At 64.6% G+C, this 18,359-nt stretch carries 15 protein-coding genes; 6 read left to right on the top strand and 9 right to left on the bottom strand.

Features of this window, described 5'->3' with window-relative positions; translation table 11 throughout:
* Positions 1–11: 11 nt before the first annotated feature.
* Complete coding sequence (locus BUQ73_RS04990; protein ID WP_079226915.1) at positions 12–1,064, top strand: EAL domain-containing protein; 1,053 nt, start codon at positions 12–14, stop codon at positions 1,062–1,064.
* 8 nt (positions 1,065–1,072) lie between these two features.
* Here BUQ73_RS04990 and BUQ73_RS04985 read toward each other — a convergent pair whose 3' ends face one another.
* From BUQ73_RS04985 to BUQ73_RS04960, 6 genes are all read right to left on the bottom strand, one after another.
* Positions 1,073–1,441, bottom strand: a complete 369-nt coding sequence (locus BUQ73_RS04985) for a hypothetical protein (protein ID WP_027918137.1) — start codon at positions 1,439–1,441, stop codon at positions 1,073–1,075.
* Positions 1,438–1,776, bottom strand: a complete 339-nt coding sequence (locus tag BUQ73_RS04980) for a helix-turn-helix domain-containing protein (RefSeq protein ID WP_079226914.1) — start codon at positions 1,774–1,776, stop codon at positions 1,438–1,440. Before BUQ73_RS04980 ends, BUQ73_RS04985 begins: the two co-directional genes overlap by 4 nt.
* A 101-nt stretch (positions 1,777–1,877) precedes the next feature.
* Positions 1,878–2,318, bottom strand: coding sequence for a YkvA family protein (locus tag BUQ73_RS04975; RefSeq protein ID WP_079226913.1), 441 nt, complete (start codon positions 2,316–2,318; stop codon positions 1,878–1,880).
* Between the two features lie 278 nt (positions 2,319–2,596).
* Entirely contained in the window at positions 2,597–3,352 is a 756-nt protein-coding gene (locus tag BUQ73_RS04970; protein ID WP_027918134.1) for an FKBP-type peptidyl-prolyl cis-trans isomerase, read from the bottom strand.
* A 248-nt stretch (positions 3,353–3,600) separates the two neighbouring features.
* Positions 3,601–4,533: a pca operon transcription factor PcaQ gene (gene pcaQ / locus BUQ73_RS04965; RefSeq protein WP_027918133.1), complete on the bottom strand. Its 933-nt coding sequence runs from the start codon at positions 4,531–4,533 to the stop codon at positions 3,601–3,603.
* Positions 4,534–4,543: 10 nt separating this feature from the next.
* Positions 4,544–5,473 (bottom strand): helix-turn-helix transcriptional regulator, encoded by a 930-nt coding sequence (locus BUQ73_RS04960; RefSeq protein WP_079226912.1) that lies wholly within the window; start codon positions 5,471–5,473, stop codon positions 4,544–4,546.
* A 327-nt stretch (positions 5,474–5,800) separates the two neighbouring features.
* Between BUQ73_RS04960 and BUQ73_RS04955 the strand changes: the two genes are divergently transcribed.
* The 4 genes from BUQ73_RS04955 (at position 5,801) to BUQ73_RS04940 (ending at position 9,823) form a co-directional block, all read left to right on the top strand.
* On the top strand, positions 5,801–7,141 hold the full coding sequence (locus BUQ73_RS04955) for an MFS transporter (protein WP_079226911.1): 1,341 nt from the start codon (positions 5,801–5,803) through the stop codon (positions 7,139–7,141).
* Between the two features lie 219 nt (positions 7,142–7,360).
* Entirely contained in the window at positions 7,361–8,071 is a 711-nt protein-coding gene (locus BUQ73_RS04950) for a fumarylacetoacetate hydrolase family protein (protein ID WP_079226910.1), read from the top strand.
* A gap of 18 nt (positions 8,072–8,089) precedes the next feature.
* Complete coding sequence (locus BUQ73_RS04945; protein WP_079226909.1) at positions 8,090–8,848, top strand: SDR family oxidoreductase; 759 nt, start codon at positions 8,090–8,092, stop codon at positions 8,846–8,848.
* Between the two features lie 24 nt (positions 8,849–8,872).
* On the top strand, positions 8,873–9,823 hold the full coding sequence (locus BUQ73_RS04940) for a 2-hydroxyacid dehydrogenase (RefSeq protein WP_079226908.1): 951 nt from the start codon (positions 8,873–8,875) through the stop codon (positions 9,821–9,823).
* A gap of 139 nt (positions 9,824–9,962) precedes the next feature.
* Here the strand turns inward: BUQ73_RS04940 and nirD are convergent, their stop codons facing one another.
* From nirD to BUQ73_RS04925, 3 genes are all read right to left on the bottom strand, one after another.
* Positions 9,963–10,325, bottom strand: a complete 363-nt coding sequence (nirD, locus tag BUQ73_RS04935; protein WP_079226907.1) for a nitrite reductase small subunit NirD — start codon at positions 10,323–10,325, stop codon at positions 9,963–9,965.
* On the bottom strand, positions 10,325–12,874 hold the full coding sequence (gene nirB, locus BUQ73_RS04930; RefSeq protein ID WP_079226906.1) for a nitrite reductase large subunit NirB: 2,550 nt from the start codon (positions 12,872–12,874) through the stop codon (positions 10,325–10,327). Before nirB ends, nirD begins: the two co-directional genes overlap by 1 nt.
* Positions 12,875–13,167: 293 nt before the next feature.
* Complete coding sequence (locus BUQ73_RS04925) at positions 13,168–17,178, bottom strand: bifunctional nitrate reductase/sulfite reductase flavoprotein subunit alpha (protein WP_079226905.1); 4,011 nt, start codon at positions 17,176–17,178, stop codon at positions 13,168–13,170.
* Between the two features lie 357 nt (positions 17,179–17,535).
* Between BUQ73_RS04925 and map the strand changes: the two genes are divergently transcribed.
* Positions 17,536–18,312, top strand: a complete 777-nt coding sequence (gene map, locus BUQ73_RS04920; protein ID WP_079226904.1) for a type I methionyl aminopeptidase — start codon at positions 17,536–17,538, stop codon at positions 18,310–18,312.
* Positions 18,313–18,359 lie beyond the last annotated feature (47 nt).

Raw genomic sequence — 18,359 nt, 5'->3', positions numbered from 1 at the left:
AGGATACCGTCATGACCGTCGCCGAACAGCTCAGTGCCTTGAGCGCCATTCTGGCTCAGCGCAGCATTCACAGCCTGTTCCAGCCGATCGTCTGCGTCAGCGAGCGGCGTGTGTTCGGTCATGAAGCCCTGAGCCGTGGCCCGTCCAACAGCCCGCTGCACTCACCGTTGAACCTGTTCGCCATTGCCCGCCAGGCCGGTCACCTCACCGAACTGGAGGCTGCGTGCCGGGAAAGCGCATGCCGGCGTTTCAGCGAGCAAGGGCTCGACGGCAAGCTGTTTCTCAACATCTCGCCCGAATCGCTGCTGGAACCGCACTACCCTTCCGGGCTCACCCTCAAGCTGCTCGAGCAAGTAGGGCTGGCACCTGGCCGGGTGGTGATCGAACTGACCGAGCAGACCCCTACCGACGATTTCCAACTGCTGTCCAACGCCTTGCACCACTACCGTGACATGGGCTTTTCCATTGCCCTGGACGACCTGGGTGCGGGCTATTCGAGCCTGCGCCTGTGGTCGGAGCTGCGCCCGGAGTACGTCAAGATTGACCGCCATTTCATCGATGGCATTCACCGCGACCCGCTCAAGCGCGAGTTCGTCGGCTCCATTCTGCAGATTGCCCGGGCGTCGAAAGCGCAGGTGATTGCCGAAGGGATCGAGTTGCCGGAAGAGCTGGCGGTGTTGACCGAGATGGGTGTGGACCTGGTACAGGGCTACCTGCTGGGTCGGCCACAGGAGTTGGGAGTGCGGGAGAGTCGGCAGTTGCCAGCGCTGATGAGTGTACCGATGGCCGAACAGCCAACGGTACGGCTCAATGCGACGCTTGGCCAACTGCTGGATCTATTTGATCGGCACCAGCACCTCGACACCTTGGAAGTGGTAGACACCCATGGCCGGTCTTGCGGATTCATTCACAGGAATGCACTGCCTGTTGCAGGAGCGGCCTTGTGTCGCGATAGGGCTGCGCAGCAGCCCCAGGGTTTCAGCGTCACTGCCTGCACCGCCGGGGCTGCTGCGCAGCCCTATCGCGACACAAGGCCGCTCCTACAGGCATCGCACCAGGCTTGAGCGATGCATCAGGCCGTCTCGGGATAGCTGTACTCGAACACCCTGACAACCTCGGAGGCATGCCAGGACGCCGCCTCCATGCCATCGACCGGCCCCGAGAAGCGCCCCAGGCGCTCCACGCATTCGAAAAAGCCGGTGCGCGGCAAACGGCTGGCACCCTGGCTGATCACCAACGAGCTGCGCAGCGGCTGCTCGGCACGGGCATCGAGCACGGCGAGGTATTCCAGCGCGGCGGTCAGGGTCTGCATGGCCGGGCTGGGCAACTGCAGGCGCTCGATCAGCGCACGGTAGGTGAGCAGGTGGCGTTGACGGCGGGCCAGGTCAAGCTCGTCCAGCAGGTTTTGCCAATGCTGACGGCTGATCCTGACCTGGCTCATGACGGCTCGCTCCAGCCAGCCACCCCCAGATGCCAGGCCAGGGCACGGCGGATCGCAGCATCCGGCTGGCGCTCGCCCGATTCGATCATGGCCAGGTAAGCCGGGCTGACCCCGACATTACGCGCCAACTGCTCAGGAGCGATGCCTTTGGCCTGGCGCAATTGAGCTACTTCACTGAACGCTGGCAGGCTGGCTGGCGGGGTGCTCTGTTGCGCGGACTCGGCAACCACCTCGGCGGGTGCCTGCCCGGCTGCCTTGAGCAGCGCCTGATATTGCTCCCAGGGCACGACTGCGTACTCGGGCTGACCGTCCCGGCTAATAACCTGAATACCCATTACAACCCCCTTACGTAAGGATTACCGCATGTAATCCGTAGGCATAACGCTTATGCCAATTATATTACCAAGCGCGGGAGTCTGTGGGGACTTGCTCTTTTTCAGTGCGTATTGCGCTCCAGGCGCAGCGCTTGAGGGGTATCTGGCAGGCGTTCGACCACCCGCAGGCGCTCAGGCGCCTGGCTGTCGCGCCAGGCCTTGAAGCGCGCCAGTTCATCGGCCACGGTCTTCAGTACCCAGCCCAGCACGGCAATGTCATCGAGAAAGCCGACACCCAGGATCCAGTCAGGGATGGCGTCGATAGGGCTGACGAAGTACAGCAGGCCCGCGACGATGGTCACCAGCGCCTTGGGGCTGATGGCTCGATACTCACCGCGCCACCAGGCCAGGCACAGCGACTGCAGCAGCTTGACGTCGTCGCGCAACTGGCCGATGCGCGGGCCTTTGCGGGCCACTGCGAACAGCAAGGCCGGCAACCGGCCACGACTGAGCAGGCGCTCGGCCAGGGGCAGGAAACGGGCAAAATTCCAGGGTGCGCTCATGGAGCCTCCGGCAGGGACAGGTTATCCACATTTATTGTGGATAACCTTGTGAACAGGGCGAAGTTTGAGACGGCAGGCGCCCACAAGGCAAGGGCCCCGGTCAGATCGGGCGTTTTTTACACAGTCGTTTCAGATCCGCAAACGATTTGCGTCAGAAGCTTCCGGCTTCTTCACACTGCTCTTGCTCGGACAATGCCAGCCGCATGAGGTTCGGCAAATGATCACCCAGAAACGACAACGCCCCGTCAGAACGGGGCGTTGTGCAGGTACCGGCAGTATTACTTGGCAGGTGCTTCGGCCGGGGCTTCAGCTTCCGGCGCTTCGCCACCTTGCAGCTGGGCCGGGTCTTTGATGGCGATCAGTTCCAGGTCGAACACCAGGACCGAGTTGGCCGGGATCAGCGGGCTCGGGCTCTGGGCACCGTAGGCCAGCTCAGCCGGGATGAACAGCTTGTACTTCTCGCCAACGTGCATCAGTTGCAGGCCTTCGACCCAGCCTGGGATCACACCGCTGACTGGCAGGTCGATCGGGCTGCCACGCTCGACCGAGCTGTCGAACACCTTGCCATCGATCAGCTTGCCTTCGTAGTGAACGGTGACCACGTCGGTCGGCTTCGGCTGTGGGCCGTCGGCCTTCTTCACCACTTCGTACTGCAGGCCCGAGGCGGTGGTGACCACGCCAGGTTTCTTGGCGTTTTCTTCGAGGAATTTCTTGCCAGCGCTGGCGGCTTCTTCGCTGGCCTTGGCCAGGCGCTCTTCAGCGCGCTTCTGCAGCGCGGTGAAGGCTTCTACCAGCTCTTCGTCCTTGATGCGTTGCTCCTTCTTGCCAACGGCGTCTTCGATGCCGAGGGCGACCGCTTTCGAATCAAGGTCTTCCATGCCTTCCTGAGCCAGGCTCTTGCCCATGTTCAGGCCGATACCGTAGGAGGCTTTCTGTGCCGGAGTCTTCAGCTCGGGGCTGCTGGCTTGTTGATCACAGCCAGCCAGTACCAGGCCTACCAGGGCAACCGCAGCCGCCAGACGATGCTGTTTCATGCTATTTCCTTGTTCATGCGCCATAAGGGCAATCAGGGTAAAGCCGCGAGCTTATCAGGCGGCCATCACCAATGGCTACCGGCATAAGAGCGGGTTTTTATAAGGAAGTTCAGTAGGTAAAGGCTTCTTCATGGAAGCTTTACAGCCATTGGCCAGTATTGACCCTTTGTGGCGGGTTTTCCTGGTTTTTGTGGCTTTTTATTTCTGCGGGTTCTGAGGTGGTGCGAGGTGAGATTGTCCCCTGCTCCTCAAGGGTATCGCCCCTCGCGATACTGCTCGGCAAGCTCACGCAGCACCTCGCAAACCCATTGCCCCGGCAAGCTCAACGGCAAGGCGGCGTTGCGGCAGATCCCCACCGAACCACCCGGTTCACTCACGCCCAGGTCGAGCTCCGCCAATTCCCCTCGGCGCAAGTCGAGCAGTACCGCATCACGCGGCGCCACCCACAATGCATCACTGCCCAGCAGATATCGCCGGCTCAACGCCAGCGACAAGGTCTCCAGGCGCTGCGCCGGCATCTGGATACCGCATTGCACGAACAGGCTGTCAGCATGCTGGCGGATGGTGGTGCCCGGTGGTGGCAGCACCAACGGATACTGCCCGACCCGCTGCCGCTCCACGGGTGCGCTCGCGAGCAAGGGGTGGCCGGGGCGCACGACCACGGCCATGGACTCGCTGTACAGGTGCTCGAATGACAACCCCTGAATCTGCGGGCTGTCGGTCATGCGCCCGACCACCAGTTCCAGCTCGCCCAGGTGCAGTTGCCCGAGCAATTGCGCACTGACCCCAGTCACCACGCTGATCACCAAAGCGTCGTGGCGCTGATGCAGGCGGCACAGCACCTCGGGCATCAGCAGCCCCTCGACCGTCGACAGCACGCCAATGCGCACCTGCGACGGTGCCCGCGCTTCACCGCGCAGGCTGCTGACGCCATCGCGCAGTGCCTGCACGCTGGGCCCGGCATAACGCATGAAGCGGGTGCCGGCCGGGGTCAGCTCGACGCCCTGGCGGCTGCGCTCGAACAGGCGCGCTTCGAGCAGGTCCTCAAGCTCCTTGAGGGTCTTGGAAATCGCTGGCTGGCTGATCGCCAGAATATCGGCAGCCCTGGCCAGGCTGCCCTGCCGGGCAATCTCCAGGAAACACAGCAGGTGGCGGTACTTGATGCGGGTGTCGAGGTTCATGCCGGCAAGCTTACCGCATCGCCACCTGCGGCGTATCCGGGTCGCGCTGCTGGCGGCGGAACTGCCCCGGTGGCAGGCCGTGAATCTGGCGGAAGCGCCGGGAGAAGTAGGCTTCGTCGGCGAAGCCACAAAGCCGCGCCACCTCGCCCACCGGGCGGCTGCCATTGAGCAGGTAGTTGCGCGCAGTGTGCATGCGCCGCTCCAGTACCAGCTCGCTGAAGGTCTTGCCGATTTCCTTGCGCAACCAGTGGGTCAGGTAGGTCGGCGACAGGTAGGTAGCGGCGGCGACTTTCTGCAGGTTCAGGTCGGGGTCGTCGATATGCCGTCGCAGGTACTCGCTCATGCGGCCCAGCGCGGCGCGGCGGCTGAGCTGGGCGGCATTGCTGTCGGCCAGTTCGCGCAGCGGCTCGGCGTACAGGCCGCAGACCTGGCCGATCAGCTGCAGCAACAGGCCCTTGAGCATTTCGCGGCTCCCGAAGCGGCGGTTGCCGTCCAGCGCCCGCATGCGTTCGAGGAGCTGCCGCACCTCGGCGAAGTCGGCCTCATCGAGACAGAAATCGAGATGCTCCTGGAAGCGGAACGGTGACAGTTCCGGCGCCTGCAGGATCGATACCTCTTCCAGGTCCATCGGGTCGCAGGCCAGGTGCGGCAGCAAGAATGTCTGGGAAAAATTGATCACCACGAAGTCGCTGTCGGCCGGGTGCGGAATCACATGCACCCGGTGCGGCAGGATGAAAGCCAGGGTGTTGCGCGGGAAGGGGCGCTGCACGCTGCCGATGTGCTGCACCGTGTCACCACCCAAGTTGACCTGGATCTGGAAGTACTCGTGACGATGTGGCGCGATCTCGGCGGGGCGGCCGCGCTGGTCGCGGATGTAGAAATCCATCAGCTCGCTGCGCTGCTGCATGACGTAGGTCGGGACCTCGCGTTTGGGGGGCATTCGGCTTGCTCCAATCTGTGTGTGGCGCTGCCCGCGAAGAGGCCTGGACAGGCAAAGCCATGTTGTACGATGTCTAGACTTGGCAATTTAAACCCTTCTACAAAAAACAGTGCAACCAAAAATCCGCGCAACCCGCCAAAATCGCGACATTCCGCAAGAAAACCGAGTAAAACCCCGCCCGCTGATTTTCTTGGACAGGGCCGCCATACCCCGCCTCGTGTGAAAAAAACGGTCTAAAACAACCGTTGCATTCGAAATGTTGTACGACCACTTTAGAAAAGGGACTGCAGCCCAACCTCTACCAACAACAACAAACGAGGTCGACTCATGTCGAGCACGCCTACCCCCCGCGCCGCGTCGTCGTACGCGCTGGACGCGGCCCCTGCCCAGCGCCTGCCCACCCGCCGCCGCTGGTTCATGCTGTCGCTGCTGCTGGTGGCGACCATCATCAACTACGTCGACCGGGTGAACATTTCCATCGCAGCGCCGTTCATGGCCAAGGACCTGGGCCTGGACAAGGTCGAGATGGGCCTGATCTTCTCCGCCTTCGCCTGGACCTACGCCTTGGCCCTGGTACCTGCCGGCTTCATCGCCGACCGTTTCGGTTCGCGCCTGACCTACGGCGTATCGCTGATCAGCTGGTCGGCAGTCACCGTGGCCCAAGGCCTGGCAAGCGGCTTCGCTTCGCTGTTCGGCCTGCGCCTGGCAGTCGGGGCCATGGAGGCCCCGGCGTTCCCGGCCAACAGCCGCGCGGTCACGGTGTGGTTCCCCGCCCGCGAACGCGGCATGGCCAGCAGCATCTACGTGTGCGGCCAGTACCTGGGCACCGCGCTGTTCACCGGCGCCCTACTGTGGCTGGCGACCACCTATGACTGGCGCCACGTGTTCTACAGCACCGGCCTGGTCGGCATCCTGTTCGGCGCGGTGTGGCTGTGGCTGTACCGCGACCCGCTGAACTGCAAGAAGGTCAGCAAGGAAGAGCTGGCCTACATCGAAGAGGGCGGCGGGCTGGTGAAGAGCAGCCAGGAGCGCACCCGCTTCGACTGGCGCCAGGTCGCCGAGCTGTTCCGCTATCGCCAGGTCTGGGCCATCTGCCTGGGCAAGTTCGCCAGCACCTCGGCGCTGTACTTCTTCCTCACCTGGTTCCCCACCTACCTGATCGAAGAGCGCCAGCTGACCTTGATCAAGGTCGGCATCTTCGCGGTCATGCCATTCATTGGTGCCACGGTCGGCATCCTTCTGGCGGGGATCGTCTCGGACCTGCTGATCCGCAAGGGCTACTCGCTGTCGTTCGCCCGCAAGCTGCCGCTGGTGGTGGGTTCGATGCTGGGCATGTCGATCGTGCTGGTGAACTTCACCGACTCCAATGTGCTGTGCATCGCCATCCTCACCCTGGCGTTCTTCGCCCAGGGCATCGCCTCGGCGTCGTGGGCAGCAGTGTCGGAAGTGGCGCCCAAGCAACTGATCGGCCTGACCGGCGGGGTCACCAGCCTCGCGGCGAACATCGGCGGCATCGTCACGCCGATCGTGATTGGCGCGATCGTGCATGCCAGCGGCTCGTTTGCCATGGCGTTCTGGTTCATCGGTGGGGTCGCGTTGATGGGCACCCTGTCCTACTCGCTGCTGCTCGGCAAGCTGTACCGCATCGAGCTGAAAACTGCAGCCTGATCCAAGCAATGCATTGGCCTTGCCGGCCCCTTCGCGGCTAAAGCCGCTCCTACAGGAATAGCTCCAAACCTGAGAACAGCGCTGTTTCTGTAGGAGCGGCTTTAGCCGCGAAGAGGCCGGCGCAGGTTACTTGGATAGTCCAAGCCAACCCCGTTTTCGTCCAACTTTGCCGGCCAGCCTCTGACTTACGCTGGCCACTCCAGTACGGAGGATTCACCCATGACCTACCTGTTCAACCCGCCGGCCATCGTCAGCCTGCCGATCCGCGGCAGCGCTGCGCGCTTCCCGGTCGGCCGGGTGTTCTGCCTGGGCCGCAACTACCCTTGGCCGGAAGCTTACGGGCCGGCGCCACAAGAGCCTGTGTTCTTCATGAAACCGGCGAGCAATGTGGTCGAGGCGCAAGGGGAACTGCCCTTCCCGCCGCAGACCGATGAGTTCTGCCACGAAATCGAGCTGGTAGCCGCCATCGCCAAGGGTGGGGCCGACATTGCCCCGGAACATGCCCTGGAACACGTGTTCGGCTTTGCCGCTGGCCTCGACATGACCCGCCGCGATCACCAGCGCAAGGCCAAGGCCGAGGGCCTGCCCTGGGAAGGTGCCAAGGTGTTCGAAGCCTCGGCACCAATGACTGCCATCGTCCCCGCCAGCGAATGCCCCTGGCCACTGGATGCCTCGCTGTGGCTGCAGGTCAATGGCCAGGAGCGCCAGCGCGCCCACCTGAGCCAGCAGACCTGGGCTCTGGCCGAGGTGATCAGCCGGCTGTCCCGCCAGCTACCACTGCGCCCGGGCGACCTGATCATGACCGGCAGCCCACCCGGCGTCGCGCCACTGAACCCGGGCGACACGATCCACGCCGGCATCGACGGCATCGGCGAACTGCACCTGCGCGTCGGCCCCCGCCCTGCCGGGCAAACAGCCAACGCAGCCTGAACCTTGCGGAGCTCCAACATGAATCAGAACAAGAAAATCGCCCTGGTCACCGGCGCTGGCAGCGGCATCGGCCGCGCCGTCGCCCTCGCCTTGCTGGAGGACGGCTTCAGCCTGGTCCTCGCCGGGCGCCGCGCAGAGCCGCTGCAAGCGGTGGTTGAGCAGGCGCTGGCAGCGGGCGGTGAAGCCCTGGCCGTGCCCACCGACGTGCGCGATGAACAAAGCGTCGCGCACCTGTTCGCCACCATCGAAGAGGTGCACGGCCGCCTTGATGTGATCTTCAACAACGCTGGCATCAATGCCCCCGCCGTACCGGTCGACGAGCTGCCGCTGGAGAACTGGCGCAACGTCATCGCCACCAACGTCGACGGCGTGTTCCTGTGCGCCCGCGCCGCCTTCGGCCTGATGCGCCGCCAGCAGCCGCAAGGTGGGCGGATCATCAACAACGGCTCGATCTCGGCGCACACCCCACGCCCGTTCACCGCCCCCTACACCGCCAGCAAGCACGCGGTACTGGGCCTGACCAAGGCACTGGCGCTGGATGGCCGGCCGTACAACATCGTCTGCAGCCAGGTGGACATCGGCAACGCCCTGACCGAGTTGTCCGAGCGCATGACCCGTGGTGTGCGCCAGGCCAATGGCGAGATCGCTGCCGAGCCCATGCTTGACGTGCGTCATGTGGCCGATGCGGTGCGCTACATCGCCGCCCTGCCGCTGGACGCCAACGTACTGAACATGACCGTGATGGCCAGCAACATGCCGTTCGTTGGCCGTGGCTGACCGCTGATTCTGATGGAGTGACCGATGAAACCCGAAGTCCTGCAACTGAGCCCGATCCTCATCCCGCAAATCCGTGAGCGGCTGGAACAGCTGTTCACCGTGCACCGTTACTACGAACAGGCCGACAAGGACGCCTTTGTCAGCCAGCATGCCAGCCACATTCGCGGCGTGATCACCGGTGGCCACACCGGTATCAGCCAGGCGCTGATGGCGCGCCTGCCCAACCTTGAAGTGATCGCGGTCAATGGCGTCGGCACCGATGCGGTGGATCTCGCCTACGCCCGCGACCGTGGTATCCAGGTTACCGCCACCATCGGCGCCCTCACCGAAGATGTCGCCGACCTCGCCATCGGCCTGCTGATCGGCTTGTGCCGGGGTATCTGCACGGGTGACCGTTTCGTGCGCGCAGGCCTATGGGCCACCAGCGCCACACCGTTGGCACCACTGCCGCTGGCCCGCCAGGTGTCGGGCATGCGCGTAGGCATCGTCGGCATGGGCCGTGTCGGCCGTGCAGTGGCTCAACGGGCAGCGGCATTCGGTTGCCCGATCCGCTACACCGACCTGCAGGCACTGGAAGTGCCTTACGGCTTCGAGGCGGATCTCGTGCAGTTGGCCAAGGACAGCGATGCGCTGATTCTGGCGGCGGCCGCCGACAAAGGCGAAGCGCTGATCAATCGCGAAGTCCTGCAAGCGCTGGGGGCCGAGGGGTATCTGATCAATATCGCGCGCGGCAAGCTGGTGGATGAGCCGGCGTTGATCGCGGCGCTGGAGGCCGGGGAGATCGCCGGCGCGGCGCTGGACGTGTTTGCCGATGAACCCCGGGCGCCCGAGGCCTTGTTCGGGCGTGAGGATGTGGTGCTGCAGCCGCATCGCGCCAGCGCCACGGTGCAGACCCGCACGCGCATGGGCGAGATGGTGGTGGCCAGCCTGGTGGATGTGTTTGCCGGGCGCAAGCCGCAGGGGTTGGTTATCTGACGCAAGATCCTGGGGCTGCTCTGCAGCCCTTTCCGACCGGTCCGGCGCCCCGGCAAGGCCGCTCCTACATGAGTTCGCCTTCCCCTGTAGGAGCGGCCTCGTGTCGCGAAAGGGGCGCAAAGCGCCCCCCAGCAAATTATCAGGCCACCGCCAGCTCCACAGCGCCGCCATTCATCCGCACCGGCCACACCCGCAACCGCTGCCCGGCATCTTCCAGGCAAGCCCCGCTTTGCAGGCTGAAGTGCTGCTTGTACAGCGGCGCCGCTACCACCAGTTCCCCCTGCAGGCTACCGACAAGCCCACGCCCGATGATATTGGCCCCCGACCGCGGATCGCGGTTGTCCACCGCATACAGGCTTTGCTCCAGCGCGGGCAGGTAGAACAGTGCTACCTGGGCACCGTCAAGCCACACCACCACGCCCGAGTCGGCCACCAGGTCTTCGGTTTGGCATACCGCCTGCCAGTTCTCTTGGGTTTTCACAGCAACATTGGACAGGTTCATCAGACAGCCTCCTCGACGGTTGGAATCAGGTGCAGGGGTGCAACCGGCCGGCGTTGTTCGCGTTCGCGCACGAAGTGCACGTCCGGGTCGGCGCGTTGGTCGTTGACGAAGGTACGGAAGCGCTTGAGCTTCTCGGGGTCGTTGAGGGCGTTGGCCCATTCGCACTCATACTGGTCGACCACATGCTGCATCTGCGCCTCCAGCTCGGCCGCCAGGCCCAGGCTGTCGTCGAGCACCACCTGCTTGAGGTAATCCAGGCCACCTTCCAGGCTTTCGCGCCAGACCGAAGTGCGCTGCAGCTTGTCGGCTGTGCGGATGTAGAACATCAGCACGCGGTCGATCAGGCGCACCAGGGTTTCGTCATCCAGGTCGGTAGCGAACAGCTCGGCGTGCCGTGGGCGCATGCCGCCGTTGCCACAGATGTAAAGGTTCCAGCCCTTGTCGGTGGCGATGACGCCGATGTCCTTGCTCTGTGCCTCGGCGCACTCGCGGGTGCAGCCGGAGACGGCGAACTTGAGCTTGTGCGGGCTGCGCAGGCCCTTGTAGCGGTCCTCCAGGCGCAGCGCCATGCCAACGCTGTCTTGCACGCCGTAACGGCACCAGGTGCTGCCCACGCATGACTTCACGGTACGGGTCGACTTGCCGTAGGCATGGCCGGTCTCGAAACCGGCCGCGATCAGCTCACCCCAGATCAGCGGCAACTCGTGCAGCTGGGCGCCGAACAGGTCGATGCGCTGGCCGCCGGTGATCTTGGTGTAGAGGTCGTACTTTTTCGCCACCTGGCCGATCACGATCAGCTTCTCTGGGGTGATCTCGCCGCCAGGGATGCGGGGCACCACCGAATAGGTGCCGTTCTTCTGCATGTTGGCCATGAAGGTGTCGTTGGTGTCCTGCAGCGGGACCAGCGCCGGGTCCATGATCGGCTGGTTCCAGCATGAGGCGAGGATCGAGCCCACCGCCGGCTTGCAGATGTCGCAGCCGACATGGCCCTTGCCGTGGCGTTCGAGCAACTCGTTGAAGCTGCGGATGCCTTCGACCCGCACCAGCCCGTAGAGCTCCTGACGGGTGTAGGCGAAGTGTTCGCACAGGCTCTTGTCGACAACCACGCCGCGTGCAGTGAGTTCGTGTTCGAACACCTGCTTGAGCAACGCCGCACAGCCGCCGCAGCCGCTGGCCGCCTTGGTGCAGCCTTTGACCGCAGCGAGGTCGCCGCAGCCACTGTCGATGGCCGCGCACACCGCGCCCTTGCTGACGTTGTGGCACGAGCAGATGGTTGCGCTATCGGGCAGGGCGTCGGCACCGAGGGCCGGTGCGCCACCACCTTGCGGCAGGATCAGCGCTGCAGGGTCGGCCGGCAAAACGATGCCGTTCTGCGCGTACTGCAGCAGGGTGTCGTAGTAGCTGTTGTCGCCCACCAGCACTGCACCGAGCACGTGCTTGCCGCTGGCATCCACGACCAGGCGGCGATAGGCGCTGTTGGCCTCGTCGATGAAACGGTAGCTGCGCGAACCCGGTGTGGCGCCGTGGGCATCGCCAATGGAGCCGACATCCACGCCCAGCAACTTGAGCTTGGTCGACATGTCGGCACCGGTGAATTCGCTGGCGGCTTCGCCCATCAGCAACGCTGCCAGGTTGCGCGCCATGCTGTAGCCCGGGGCAACCAGGCCGAACACGCTGCCGTTCCACGAGGCGCATTCACCGATGGCGAAAATGCGTGGGTCGCTGCTGCGGCAGTGGTTGTCGATCACCACGCCACCGCGCGGGGCGATTTCCAGGCCGCTGGCACGGCCCAGGGCGTCTTGCGGGCGAATACCGGCGGAGAACACGATCAGGTCGGTTTCCAGGTGTTCGCCGCCGTCGAAATTCATGCGGTAGCGGTAGGCCTCACCGGCGCTGATCGACTGGGTGGCGCGCGACAGGTGCACGCCCACACCCAGCGCTTCGATCTGCGCCTTGAGCGCGGCGCCGCCCTCACCGTCCAGCTGCACCGGCATCAGCCGCGGGGCAAACTCCACCACGTGCGCCTCCAGGCCGAGGGACTTCAGCGCGTTGGCAGCTTCCAGGCCGAGCAGGCCGCCTCCGACCACCACGCCACGGCGCGCTGCGCCTGCTGCGGCGCGAATGGCATCAAGGTCGTCGAGGGTGCGATAAACCAGGCGAGCATTGCCGCTTGAGCCTTCGATCGGGGGCACGAACGGGTAGGAACCGGTGGCCAGGACCAACTGGTCGTAGCCGTAGCGGCCCTCGGCAGTCACCACTTCGCAGCGTTCGCGGTCGATTTCCAGCACCGCTTCGCCCAGGTGCAGGTGCACGCCGCTGTTGCCGTAGTAGTCCTGCCCACAGAGGGCCAAGGTCTCGGCACAGCTGCCGGCGAAATACTCCGACAGGTGCACGCGGTCGTATGCACGTTGGCGCTCTTCGCCGAATACGTGCAGCTCGAAGCGCCCGAGCGCGCCGCGTTCGACCAGTTGCTCGACGCAATGGTGGCCGACCATGCCGTTGCCGACGATGACCAGTCGCTCTCGTTGCCCGCTCGCTGTTGCCTTCATAAGCCGATCCTCGATCAAAAAAAAAGCGCCTGGAGCCGAAGCTCCAGGCGCCTTTGCCTGTATTCATCACGGTGGGGGCCCGGGTTGATCGCCGTTGATCAGTGGGCTTTGTTGTAACAGAGATCTAGCAGGGACTGTGCCAAGCCTGTTACCTGTGCCGGCCTCTTCACGGGTAAACCCGCTCCCACAAGGCCTCCACTGGTCTCAAGCACTTGTGGGTACGGGTTTGCCCGCGAAGGTGCCAGTGCTACCAATGCACATTTCAAGTGCAGAGCTCACCATCCTGGGGCACTTCAATACACATCACGCCGATACCGCCTGGCCTTGCTCAATGCTTCGACATAGGCATCCGCATCCACCTTGCCATGCACGGCGATCACCTCACGCAACGCCGCATCCACATCCTTGGCCATGCGCTGGGCATCGCCACAGACATAGAAGTACGCCCCCGCCTCCAGCCATTGCCACAGCTGCGCGCCTTGCTCCAGCATGCGTTGCTGCACGTAGATCTTCTCGGCCTGGTCCCGCGAGAACGCCGTGTCCAGGCGCAGATGCCCGACCGCCTGCCAGGCCTGAAGCTGTTCCTGATAGTAGAAATCCGTGGCCGCATACTGCTCGCCGAAGAACAGCCAGTTAGGCCCTTTGGCACCCCGCGCCTCGCGCTCTTCAAGGAAGGCACGGAACGGCGCGACACCGGTGCCGGGCCCGACCATGATCACTGGCACGTCGTTGTCCTCGGGCAGGCGAAAGTGCTTCGATACCTGCGGGAAGATCGCCACCTTCAACGCCTGCGTCCGGTCAGCGAGGAACGTTGAACAAACCCCTTTGCGCTCGCCGTAGCGCACGGTGGAAACGGTCAGGTGCACCTGATCCGGATGAGCCAACGGGCTGGAGCTGATCGAATACAGGCGCGGCTGCAACGGCTTGAGCAAGCCGAGCCAGGCATCCAGCGGCAATTGCTGAGGGAACGCACGCAGCACATCGACCAACTGCCGCCCCCACAGCCAGTCCTGCAGTTCGGCCTTGCACTCGGGCTGCAGCAGGCGCTGCAGGTCGGCGGCATGCGCGCTGAACGCCTGCAGTTGCTGCGGAGTGACCTTGGCGATGTCCAGATGCGCTTCCAGGGCCTCGGCCAGTGGCATCGCAGGCCGCCCTTTCAATTCCACCAACGCCGTGCCATCGAGGTGCGTCAGCGCCAGCAGCTCCTCGACCAGCGCCGGGCAGTTGCGCGGCCATACGCCCAAGGCATCACCGGCTGCATAGGTGAAACCGCTGCCGGACAGGTCGAATACCAACTGGCGGGTTTCCTTGCTCGCCCCCGGGCCGTTGAGCAGTTGGTTTGCAAGCAGCGGGGCCGACCACGGTTGTTGCTTGCTGTAGTTCGCTATGGGTGCTGGTTCACTGACCGCTGCCGAAGTGCCCGTGCCGCCGAGCTCCGGCAACAGGGCTTCGAGCCAGCCGGCGAAGGCGTCATCAAAATCCGGTTCGCAATCGACCCGTTGCAGCAAGCGGCGCCCACCCAGTTCGGCCAGGCGCTGGTCGAGCTTGCGGCCAAAGCCGCAGAACTGGTCGTAGCTGGAGTCGCCCAGGGCCAGCACGGCATAAGGCAGCAGCGCGCAGCAGGCACCCTGCTCGCCTTGCAGCGCCTGCCAGAACGCCTTGGCACTGTCGGGCGCGTCACCGTCACCGAAGGTGCTGGTGATCAGCACCACACTGGCCGCGCCTTGCAGCTGGCTGGGGCTTACCGCCTCCATGCAGCTGAGCTGCACCTCAAGGCCAGCGCCACGCAGACGCTCGGCACACCGCTGGGCAAGCCCCTCGCCATTGCCCGTCTGCGACGCCCACAGCACCTGATGGCGCGGCATCGTGATAACCGGCGTGGCTGCTGGCTGCGCGAACAGACCAGCCAACAAGCCATCTACGAACAGCCGCCGGGATGCGGCCAGCGGCGCGCTGGCCGGCAGGCTGGGTACACCCTCGGCACGCGTCTGATCGAGGCCGAGCAGAAAGCCTTGCAAGTAATGACGCTCGTCATCGGCCAGCACCGGGGCTGGCAAGGTGTCCAGGCCAAGCAGGCGGGACAGGGTCGCGGTCGGCATGCGGGCAGGCTCCGGAATAGTGGTATTCAGCTCAAGGGCATCTATGCGCTCGCCAGCGACCCGCTCCAGGGCCACGGCGCAATGTTTGAACGCCGGCTGCAGCGACAGCGGGTCGACTGCATCACAGGTCACGGCATTGATCGCCAATTGCTCGCCGATCAGGTCGTTCCAGTGGAACGGGGCAAAGCAGTTGCCGGGCATGACCCGGTCGCTGATGCGCGCTGGCAACACGGCCTGGCCGCGCCGCGAGCGAATGGCGACCTGGTCCTTGTCGGCGATGCCCAGGCGGGCGGCATCTTCGGGGTGGACTTCAACAAAGGGGCCGGGCTCCAGCTTGTTCAGCGCCGGAACCTTGCCGGTCTTGGTCAAGGTGTGCCACTGGTGCTGCACACGGCCGGTATTGAGCACCCACGGGTAGTCGGCGTCCGGCAGTTCGGGCGCTGGCAGCCAGGGCCGAGCGAAGAAGCGCGCCTTGCCGCTGGCGGTGGGGAACGCCAGTTCAGGCAGGTTGCCCTCGGCATCGCGCCACAGTTGCTGACTGCTGCCATCGTTCAGGTAACGCAGCGGGCTGCGGTCACCTGCGTGGCCGGGTGCGCAGGGCCACTGCCGTGGGCTGTCGCGCAATTGCTCATAGCCGATCCCGCGCAGGTCGTAGCCGGTGGCCGGGTTCCAGAAGCGCCGGATCTCGTCGTACACCGCCTCGGCGTTGGGGTAGTCGAAAGCGTCGGCGTAGCCCATGGCGCAGGCGACCCGGGCGATGATCTGCCAATCCGCCAGGCTATGGCCCGGTGCCTGGACCGCGCGTGGCATCAGCGTCAGGTTGCGCTCGCTGTTGATCATCACGCCCTCGCCTTCGGCCCATAGCGCAGCGGGCAGCAGAATATCGGCGTAGCGGTTGGTCTCGGTGTCGAGGAAGGCGTCCTGGGTGATCACCAGCTCGGCCTGGCGCAGGCCGTCAATTACCTGTTGGCGGTTGGCGACGCTGGCCACCGGGTTGCTGCAGATGACCCAGCAGGCTTTCACCTCGCCTGCTTTCATCTGCTCGAACAGTGCGATCGTGCCCTCGCCGCCTTCGCTGCGCAGGCTGCCCGGTTGCAAGCCCCACTGCTGCTCGACAAAGGCGCGGTCCGCGGCCACCAAGGCCGAGCGCTGCCCCGGCAGGCCCGGGCCCATGTAGCCCATCTCGCGGCCGCCCATGGCATTGGGCTGGCCGGTCAGCGAAAACGGCCCGCTGCCCGGGCGGCAGATGGCGCCGGTGGCCAGGTGCAGGTTGCAGATGGCGTTGCTGTGCCAGGTGCCGTGGACGCTCTGGTTGAGGCCCATGGTCCAGCAGCTCATCCACTCCCCGGCGGTGCCGATCCATTCTGCGGCCTGGCGGATGTCGGCTTCACTCAGGCCGGTCATGGCGGCCACACGTTCAGGGGTGTAATCGTCAAGGAACGCCGGCAGCTCGTCCCAGCCTTCGGTGTGACGGGCGATGAAGTCAGGATCGGTATGGCCGTTGTCATGCAGCAGGTGCAGCAGGCCGTTGAGCAGGGCCAGGTCACTGCCGGGGCGCACCTGCAGGAACAGGTCGGCCTTGTCGGCGGTAGCGGTGCGCCGCGGGTCGACGACGATCAGCCTGGCGCCGGCCTTGACCCGGTCGAGCAGGCGCAGGAACAGGATTGGGTGGCAGTCGGCCATGTTCGCGCCGATCACCAGGAACACATCAGCGCGTTCGAAATCCTGGTAGCTGCCGGGCGGGCCGTCGGCACCGAGCGACAGCTTGTAGCCACTGCCGGCGCTGGCCATGCACAGCCGCGAATTGGACTCGATATGACGGGTGCGGATAAAGCCCTTGGCCAGCTTGTTGGCCAGGTACTGGGCCTCCAGTGACATCTGACCGGACACATAGAGCGCCACCGAGTCCGGGCCGTGCTGTTCGATGATGCCGCGCAAGCGCTCGCCGGCCTGGGCAATGGCCTGGTCCATGCTGCTGCGTGCCGGTTGCTGGCTGCGTTGCTGGCGAACGTAGGCGTCTTCCAGGCGCCCGGCGGCGGTCAGCGGCAGGTGCGCGGTGAGGCCCTTGGTGCACAGGCGGCCGAAGTTGCTCGGGTGCTGCTTGTCGCCGCTGATCTTGACGACCTTGCCGTCGGCGACGCTCATGACGATGCCGCAACCGACGCCACAGTAGGGGCAGACGCTGCGTATTTCGCGGGTGGTCATGGGCGGTCTCCTCTTTCAGGAACGCAAAAAGGCGCCGGCTGCTCCTACTTGCTGGGCAAGCGGGGCAACACGGCGCCTTTGTCGTGAGGTTTTCGGGCTGTCGACGTTGATAGCCCTGGATAGCGGTCATTCAGCAATTAGCGGGCCAGCCCTTGTGGGAGCGACCTTGTGTCGCGAAAGGGCCGCAGAGCGGCCCCAGCAACTCAAGCGATACCGCAAAAATCCTGGGGCCGCTTTGCGGCCCTTTCGCGACACAAGGCCGCTCCCACAAGAGCTCCGCGCACCACGCGGTGGCAAGCACATGACCCATGGCGCTATGCTGGGGCAATTTCCAGCAAGAGCTACAGCCCGCACTCCATGTCCAAGGTGATCCTCAAGACCCCCGCCCAACTCGAACTGATGCGCAACGCCGGCCAGCTGTTGGCCCAGGTGTTTGCCGAACTCGACGGTTTCATCCGCCCCGGCGTGACCACGATGCAGATCAACGACCGCGCCGAAGCATTCATTGTCGATACGCTCAAGGCCCGCCCGGCCAGCAAGGGCCAGTACGGTTTCCCCTACTCGCTCAACACGTCGGTGGACCACGTGGTCTGCCACGGCATCCCCAAGGCCGATGAAGTGCTGAAGGAAGGCTCGATCATCAACGTCGACATCACCCTGGAACAGGGCGGCTACATTGCCGACTCGTCGAAGATGTACAGCATCGGGCCGATCAGTGAAGACGCGCAAAGGCTGGTCGACACCACCTACGACGCACTGTGGAAAGGCATCGAGCAGGTACGCCCCGGGGCGACACTGGGTGATATCGGCCATGCCATCCAGGCCCATGCCGAAGCGGCTGGCTACAGTGTGGTACGCGAATACTGCGGGCATGGTATCGGCCAGCAGATGCACGAAGGCCCCGAAGTACTGCATTTCGGCCAGCGCGGCATGGGCATGAAGTTGCAGCCGGGGATGGTGTTTACCATCGAGCCGATGATCAACCAGGGTGGGCGCGGGACGCGAACGCTGAAGGATGGCTGGACGGTGATTACCCGGGACCATTGCCTGTCGGCGCAGTGGGAGCACACGGTGGCGGTGACCGAGGATGGGGTCGAGGTGCTGACGTTGCGCGAAGAGGAGCGTAATCGCTGAGATTGCTGGGGGCGCTTTGCGCCCCTTTGCGACCAGGCGCCGCAATT

Source organism: Pseudomonas putida (genome assembly GCF_002025705.1).
Lineage (GTDB): Bacteria > Pseudomonadota > Gammaproteobacteria > Pseudomonadales > Pseudomonadaceae > Aquipseudomonas > Aquipseudomonas putida_J.
Note: the sequence above shows the minus strand (reverse complement) of the source record. Positions and strands in the feature narration are given on the sequence as shown.

Bases quoted from the DNA above. Each gene is read 5' to 3' on its own strand.
- BUQ73_RS04990 (WP_079226915.1), top strand. From the start codon at position 12: ATGACCGTCGCCGAACAGCTCAGTGCCTTGAGCGCCATTCTGGCTCAG.
- BUQ73_RS04985 (WP_027918137.1), bottom strand. From the start codon at position 1,441: ATGAGCCAGGTCAGGATCAGCCGTCAGCATTGGCAAAACCTGCTGGAC.
- BUQ73_RS04980 (WP_079226914.1), bottom strand. From the start codon at position 1,776: ATGGGTATTCAGGTTATTAGCCGGGACGGTCAGCCCGAGTACGCAGTC.
- BUQ73_RS04975 (WP_079226913.1), bottom strand. From the start codon at position 2,318: ATGAGCGCACCCTGGAATTTTGCCCGTTTCCTGCCCCTGGCCGAGCGC.
- BUQ73_RS04970 (WP_027918134.1), bottom strand. From the start codon at position 3,352: ATGAAACAGCATCGTCTGGCGGCTGCGGTTGCCCTGGTAGGCCTGGTA.
- pcaQ (WP_027918133.1), bottom strand. From the start codon at position 4,533: ATGAACCTCGACACCCGCATCAAGTACCGCCACCTGCTGTGTTTCCTG.
- BUQ73_RS04960 (WP_079226912.1), bottom strand. From the start codon at position 5,473: ATGCCCCCCAAACGCGAGGTCCCGACCTACGTCATGCAGCAGCGCAGC.
- BUQ73_RS04955 (WP_079226911.1), top strand. From the start codon at position 5,801: ATGTCGAGCACGCCTACCCCCCGCGCCGCGTCGTCGTACGCGCTGGAC.
- BUQ73_RS04950 (WP_079226910.1), top strand. From the start codon at position 7,361: ATGACCTACCTGTTCAACCCGCCGGCCATCGTCAGCCTGCCGATCCGC.
- BUQ73_RS04945 (WP_079226909.1), top strand. From the start codon at position 8,090: ATGAATCAGAACAAGAAAATCGCCCTGGTCACCGGCGCTGGCAGCGGC.
- BUQ73_RS04940 (WP_079226908.1), top strand. From the start codon at position 8,873: ATGAAACCCGAAGTCCTGCAACTGAGCCCGATCCTCATCCCGCAAATC.
- nirD (WP_079226907.1), bottom strand. From the start codon at position 10,325: ATGAACCTGTCCAATGTTGCTGTGAAAACCCAAGAGAACTGGCAGGCG.
- nirB (WP_079226906.1), bottom strand. From the start codon at position 12,874: ATGAAGGCAACAGCGAGCGGGCAACGAGAGCGACTGGTCATCGTCGGC.
- BUQ73_RS04925 (WP_079226905.1), bottom strand. From the start codon at position 17,178: ATGACCACCCGCGAAATACGCAGCGTCTGCCCCTACTGTGGCGTCGGT.
- map (WP_079226904.1), top strand. From the start codon at position 17,536: ATGTCCAAGGTGATCCTCAAGACCCCCGCCCAACTCGAACTGATGCGC.